4 protein-coding genes are annotated in these 6,261 nt (G+C 44.6%); 1 reads left to right on the top strand and 3 read right to left on the bottom strand.

Annotated features, from left to right (window positions below; genetic code table 11):
• The 3 genes from DXZ20_RS04125 to DXZ20_RS04115 form a co-directional block, all read right to left on the bottom strand.
• Nucleotides 1–1,507 (bottom strand): ribonuclease J (locus DXZ20_RS04125; RefSeq protein WP_250564751.1); only part of this gene is annotated, 1,507 nt, incomplete at its 3' end.
• A gap of 143 nt (nucleotides 1,508–1,650) precedes the next feature.
• Nucleotides 1,651–2,550, bottom strand: coding sequence for a 4-hydroxy-tetrahydrodipicolinate synthase (gene dapA / locus DXZ20_RS04120; RefSeq protein ID WP_163661561.1), 900 nt, complete (start codon nucleotides 2,548–2,550; stop codon nucleotides 1,651–1,653).
• Nucleotides 2,551–2,765: 215 nt separating this feature from the next.
• Nucleotides 2,766–3,800 (bottom strand): aspartate-semialdehyde dehydrogenase, encoded by a 1,035-nt coding sequence (locus DXZ20_RS04115; RefSeq protein WP_163661559.1) that lies wholly within the window; start codon nucleotides 3,798–3,800, stop codon nucleotides 2,766–2,768.
• 884 nt (nucleotides 3,801–4,684) lie between these two features.
• On the opposite strand from DXZ20_RS04115, the gene tig reads away from it, so the two are divergent.
• Nucleotides 4,685–6,058, top strand: coding sequence for a trigger factor (gene tig, locus DXZ20_RS04110; protein ID WP_163696550.1), 1,374 nt, complete (start codon nucleotides 4,685–4,687; stop codon nucleotides 6,056–6,058).
• The last annotated feature ends 203 nt before the right edge of the window (nucleotides 6,059–6,261 follow it).

The following is a 6,261-nucleotide window of genomic DNA, read 5'->3' as shown; positions in this document are numbered from 1 at the left end:
AAAAAAAAAAACGTTCCTTCAATACTGTCCGTCCGACAATTCCATTGCGGGATGAGTCCACTAATTCAATACCTGAAGAAACTTTGCCAGCAATCCGGATACCTTGCTTTTTATCAACAGCCACGATATCGCCGTTTTGGATGACGACCATGTTCTCTGCAGGTATCCCCATGCTTTGAGCAGTAGCCGCATGCTTAACTAGCATACGATGCTCACCATGGACAGGTAAGAAGTATTTCGGGCGAGTCAGGGCCAGCATCAACTTTTGGTCTTCTTGAGCACCATGGCCAGATACATGTAGTCCTCGTCTCTTGCCGTAAATAACATTAGCACCCTGAGCCATCAGTCTATCAATAGTATTGACGACTGCTATGGTATTGCCAGGGATAGGGTTGGCTGAAAAGATAATCGTATCTCCGCTACGTACCCTGATTTGGCGGTGGGAACCATTAGAAATACGCGTAAGTGCGGCCATAGGCTCTCCCTGGGAGCCTGTTGTCAGAATCATTGCCTGTTCATCAGGGCAGCCATTCAGGGCGTTTAAGGGCTTAAATAAATTGTCTGGACACTTGATATAACCCAAGCTGCGGGCATGAGCTATCACATTGAGCATGGACCGTCCGACCACGAACACCGAGCGCTTATGCTTTTGTGCGAGCTCTAGTAGCATGTTGACTCGGTGCACTGAGGACGCAAAGGTCGTCACCATGAGACGACCTTTGGCTTCACTAAAGGCACGATCTAGGTTTGGAAATACTGACCGTTCAGAAGGGGTATGACCTGGAACCTCAGCGTTTGTAGAGTCGCTGATTAAGCACAGAATACCTTCTTCTCCATAGGCAGCTAATCGGGCGAAATCAAAATATTCACCATCTACAGGAGTATGGTCGATCTTAAAATCACCTGTATGAATAACAGTGCCTGCTGGTGTGCGAATGGCTACTGTAAAGCTGTCGGCCATTGAGTGGGTATTACGGATATATTCCACTACAAAGGATTGACCTAGCCTAACGGTGTCACGGGGTTGGACTGTTTGTAATTCGGTGCGATCAGCTACCCCGGCTTCTTCTAGCTTGTCAGCCAGCAGCGCCATAGCCAGCCGTGGGCCGTAGATAATGGGAATGTCAAACTGCTTCAGATGAAAGGCAATGCCACCAATATGGTCCTCATGACCGTGGGTGACAATCATGCCTTTAATTTTATGATGATTTTCCCTGAGGTAGGTAACGTCAGGTAGCACGATATTCACGCCATGCATTTCATCGGATGGAAATGCTAGGCCTGCATCTACCAGGATGATTTCATCATTAATTTCAAAGACACAGGTATTTTTACCAATTTCATGTAATCCGCCTAGGGGAATGATTTTAAGAGTGTCTTTCTCTATTGTTTTGGTATTACTGGGAGATGGCACAGGGGAAGTGCCCTTAATTCTAGGAGTATCAGACTGGTTGCTACTTTTTGCAGTAGTTCTAGATCGTTGGCTTGTTCTAGATCGTTGGCGCATGAGTTCCTTAATGAAAGGTCAAAAAAATTGTCTGAAAACGTTTAGTAAAGATGTGCTGTAAAGTCTGAAGCGTTAACTACAGGGGAATAGATATCTAAAAAGTTGAGTTTTGTGGCTTTCAGATATTTGAAGCAGTGCTAGGTCTATGCAGCGGCTACGGGTAGTAAATCTAATTCAGCCATTAAACCTTTAAGTTCATTGCTGAGTTCAGCCGGAGCTTCACCTAGAGGTAAACGGCAGGTACCTACAGACCATCCCTGAAGATGCATGGCAGCTTTAATCAAAATGGGATTGGTGGTTGCGAATAGGGCTTTAAACAAGGGCAGTAATTTAAGATGCATATCCCGCGCTGCCACCACTTGACCCTGCTCATAGGCTTGAATCATTTGCTGTAGAGATTCTCCCACGAGGTGGCTGGCAACACTGACAACACCTGTGGCTCCTACTGACAGCATGGGTAGCGTTAAGGAGTCATCCCCGGAATAAATGTCAAAATCAGATGCGGTCAGCCGACGAATTTCGCTTACTTGGTCTAAGTCACCACTAGCTTCTTTGACCGCGACGACATTTGGCACTTTTGCCAAGTTGGCAATGGTAGACGCTGCCAAATTTTGCCCGGTGCGTCCTGGGATGTTGTAAAGCATCACAGGTAAGTCGGGGACTGCGTTTGCGATCGCACTAAAGTGTTTCTGTAATCCAGCCTGAGGAGGCTTGTTATAGTACGGAACTACCTGAAGTGTCCCATCTAACTCTAGCTCAGCTGCCTTTTTGGTTGCTTCAATAGCCTCTGTCGTACTATTCGAGCCAGTGCCAGCAATAATTTTGCCGTGACCCTGGATAGCAGCTTTAATGACTTGAAAAAGCTTGTATTCCTCTTCCCACGTAAGTGTGGGAGATTCTCCTGTGGTACCACATACAACGATAGTATCTGTACCGTGACTGACCAGATGGGATGCTAGCCGCTGCGCAGACTCATAATCGACGGCTCCTGCCTGATCAAAAGGGGTAATCATTGCCGTGAGTACTCGCCCAAAATATGTCACGTCCTATCTATCCTCACTACATCACATCATACAGAAAACTTAATAAAATCCTATCTTCAAAGGATTAATTGACAACCCTGCCAATTGGCATGGCCGTTTGGAACCTCCTATTACAGAATCTATAAACTATTACCTGCTCAAGCTCCCCATAAGGCTTGACTACAAAGCTTTTAACTTTCCGAAGACTAACAACCAATTCAGATGACAGCCTTATTCTAGGCTAGGGCCTTTGGTTTCAGAGCTTGCTTATCCACTAAGAGTTCAGCGATTTGAACGGCATTGAGAGCTGCCCCCTTTCGTATTTGATCACCACTGAGCCAAAGCTCTAAGCCATGATCATGAGAAAGATCACGACGAACTCGACCAACTAACACATCATCCTGACCGCTAGCTTCCATAGGCATTGGAAAATAATTAGTCTGCCAATCTTCAACTACCTTTACACCAGGTGCTGTTTGCAACAGGTCTAATGCCTTACTCACTGTGAGCGGCTGTGTGAATTCAATATTTATGGCTTCTGAATGAGCTCGTAAAACCGGGACCCTTATGCAGGTTGCACTCACACGCAAACCAGGAACCCCAAAGATCTTACGAGTTTCATTCACCATCTTCATTTCTTCTTGGCAGTATCCCTGGTCATTGAGTGGTGAATTATGAGGGAACAAGTTAAATGCCAGTGGATATGGAAATGACTCAGTTGGAGGCTCTTCACCCTGTAATATTGCCTGAGCTTGCTGCTTAACTTCTTCCATTGCCCGAGCTCCCGCTCCACTGGCAGATTGATAAGTTGCAACTACAATGCGTTCCATCGGTTGATGCTGATGTAATGGCCAAAGGGCCACACTCATCAATATGGTGGTGCAATTGGGATTGGCGATGATTCCCTTGTGATTGAGCGCAGATTCAGGATTCACCTCAGGTACCACAAGAGGGACATCTGGGTCCATGCGAAACGCACTAGAGTTATCTATAACAACAGCACCTGCTGTAGCCGCTTTAGGTGCCCATTCTTTAGAAACAGAACCCCCGGCAGAGGCAAGGACTAGGTCAATATCAGCAAAATCTACATCGCTAATAGCTTTAACCTTAATAGGTTTCCCTTTAAAGAATAGCTCCTTCCCAGCCGAGCGCTGAGAAGCTAAAAGAGTCAACTCCTGAACAGGGAAGTTACGCTCTTCCAAAAGCTCTAGCAGTTCGGTGCCAACGGCACCTGTAGCCCCCATAATCGCTACATGATACGCTTCAGGCAAAAGATCTAACCTCCTCATTTATTAATAAAACTTGCACACAAACAATAATCATTAAATAGAAAATAAGCCTGATTTAACTTTTAACGAACGAGACAATGCCTACAAATAAATTCTAAATTCTTTTCAGATCCCTAAGCCCACCGCTGAACCATACAGTAGAGTTCCATTTATACAAAGATACCAAAGCTAAAACAGGAATCTCTAGAATGGCCAGATTGCCAAATAATCCCTTGTGTCTTATTCAGCCTTGTGTCTTACTCAGTAAAAGTAATGGGTTAGTTTTCGAGCCTAACTCAAACACAGTCCAAAAGGGAAACACTAGTACTCCTAAAACAATTAGCGGTTCAGCTTACTTCTCCCTACAAATTGCTCCCATGTCCCCAAATCAATTTGCCATGGCTGTATCCGGTTGAAGTCAACCGGCCTACAAGCACCCAAGCTAAAGGCACCATGTAATAAAGCTTGGGTGCTTTACAAATAGCAATCATGAATACTCGTCTATGATACTACACCCATTTAGCCCTGCCTTAATGTTGGCCAATAGTTAATATTCAGTGCGGCTTGCTGGTGTGGGCAGGTAAGAAATTAAGCAAAAAGGCTAAACTTCTTAACAAGGCATCTAAGAGTCAACGCTTCGATATAGGAATAATCAGGTAATATAGCTAACTGCGCTCGCAGCTCATGCTTTGAGCGTTGAATTTTTTAGGTGTTCTTCACACAGCCACGATACTTTAGCCAAATAAAGATGGTGCTGCATCTTGAGTCACAAGACAGCACTCAACTGAGATGTAAAAGTGCTGTCCCTCTAATGGAGCAAAACTTTACAAAGTCAGTTTGTGGTAAAACCTGCTGCGCAACCCAATCAATAAGAACAAAAAGCCGAAATGAAAGTTACCCAGGAAAAACTGCCCGATAGCCAGGTTGGCTTAGAAATAGAAGTTCCTGCAGATATCTCTAAGCAGACTTATGAGCAGACGCTACGTAAGTATATGAAGACGGCTAATATCCCTGGGTTTCGTAAAGGCAAAGTGCCTCGTCAGATCCTGGTACAGCAGTTGGGAGCAAATAGGCTCAAAGCTGCTGCTCTTGAAGAGTTAGTCCAAACTGCTATTGATAAGGCGATTTCTCAAGAAAAAATTGAAGCATTAGGCAATTATCAACTGCGCTCTGGTTTCGAATCCTTAATTGAGCAATTTGAGCCAGGTAAAGTTTTAACTATTTCCGCATCAGTAGATGTTCCTCCTCAGGCTGAACTTGATAAATATCAAGGTCTATCGGTTAAAGCTGAGGAAATTGCTTACAGTGCGGATCGAATCACTGAAACTTTAGAGAGCTATCAGCAAAATCTAGCCAGCCTGGTCCCTGTCGAAGATCGAACAGCGCAGGAAGGGGATGTCGCTGTAGTTGATTTCGTCGGCAAAATTGTTGAAGACGGTAAAGAACCTGAAGAATTTGAAGGAGGCTCTGCCAGCGAATTTCAGGTTGAAATTAAAGAAGGCCGCTTTATTCCAGGATTTGTTGAAGGCATTGTTGGCATGGAGTTGGGCCAAACTAAAGATGTCGAAGTTTCATTCCCAGATGAATATCCTCAGGCGGATCTTGCTGGTAAACCTGCTGTTTTCAGCATCACCTTAAATGACTTGAAGGAGCGCGAACTCCCTGATCTTGATGATGATCTTGCGCAAGAGGTCAGTGAATTTGAAACTCTGGCAGAATTAAAGCAGTCCTTGGAAGAGCGTTTTAAGAAAGAGGCGGAGGATGCGACTAAGGCCAATACAGAAACAGCCCTTCTAGATGAGCTGGTTACTCACCTACAGGTAGAAATTCCCAGAACCTTATTGCAGCGGGAAGTAGATCATATCGTTACCCAGACAGTGATGCAGCTGTCTAATCAAGGTATTGATATCAATAAATTTTTGACCAAGGAGCTGGTCGAAAATATGCGTGAAAATGCAAAGCCTGAAGCAACCGAACGTTTACGTCGCACGCTTGCTTTGGGAGAAGTTGCAAAGCAGGAATCCATCAGCGTTGATGAGGATGCTGTGACTACTCGCATGAAAGAAATGATGTCTGAAGTAGACGATCCGACAAAAATTGATCAAGATCGTTTGAAGCAAGTGGTAAATGAGGAGCTTCTTAAGGAAAAGATTTTGACTTGGCTTTCAGAGAACGCAAGTGTTGAGCTTGTGCCTGAAGGTACTCTGGCTCCCAATAAAGAAGCTGACACTGAAACAGCGGCTACTTTGGAGGAAGAATAGTCGTCTGGTTTAAGAACCATTGATTGAGGTTAGCCTTCTCAATCATAGAGTTTACTCATGGCTTAAGCCGATCAAATTCTTTTAGAGATAATAAGGTTGCCGGGTGCGGGCGTTACTACCCAGAAAGGGATTGCATTGCCAATAATGTTGGAATCAATTAAAGGATTGCAAAAAATCCTGCCAGGTGGCTGTTGAAATTGGTC

Origin of the sequence: Adonisia turfae CCMR0081 (assembly GCF_011009555.1) — a bacterium.
GTDB classification, from domain to species: Bacteria; Cyanobacteriota; Cyanobacteriia; order Phormidesmidales; family Phormidesmidaceae; genus Leptothoe; species Leptothoe turfae.
The sequence above is the reverse complement of the archived record's forward strand: the minus strand, read 5'-3'. Positions and strand labels throughout refer to the sequence as shown.

Bases quoted from the DNA above. Each gene is read 5' to 3' on its own strand.
- tig (WP_163696550.1), top strand. From the start codon at position 4,685: ATGAAAGTTACCCAGGAAAAACTGCCCGATAGCCAGGTTGGCTTAGAA.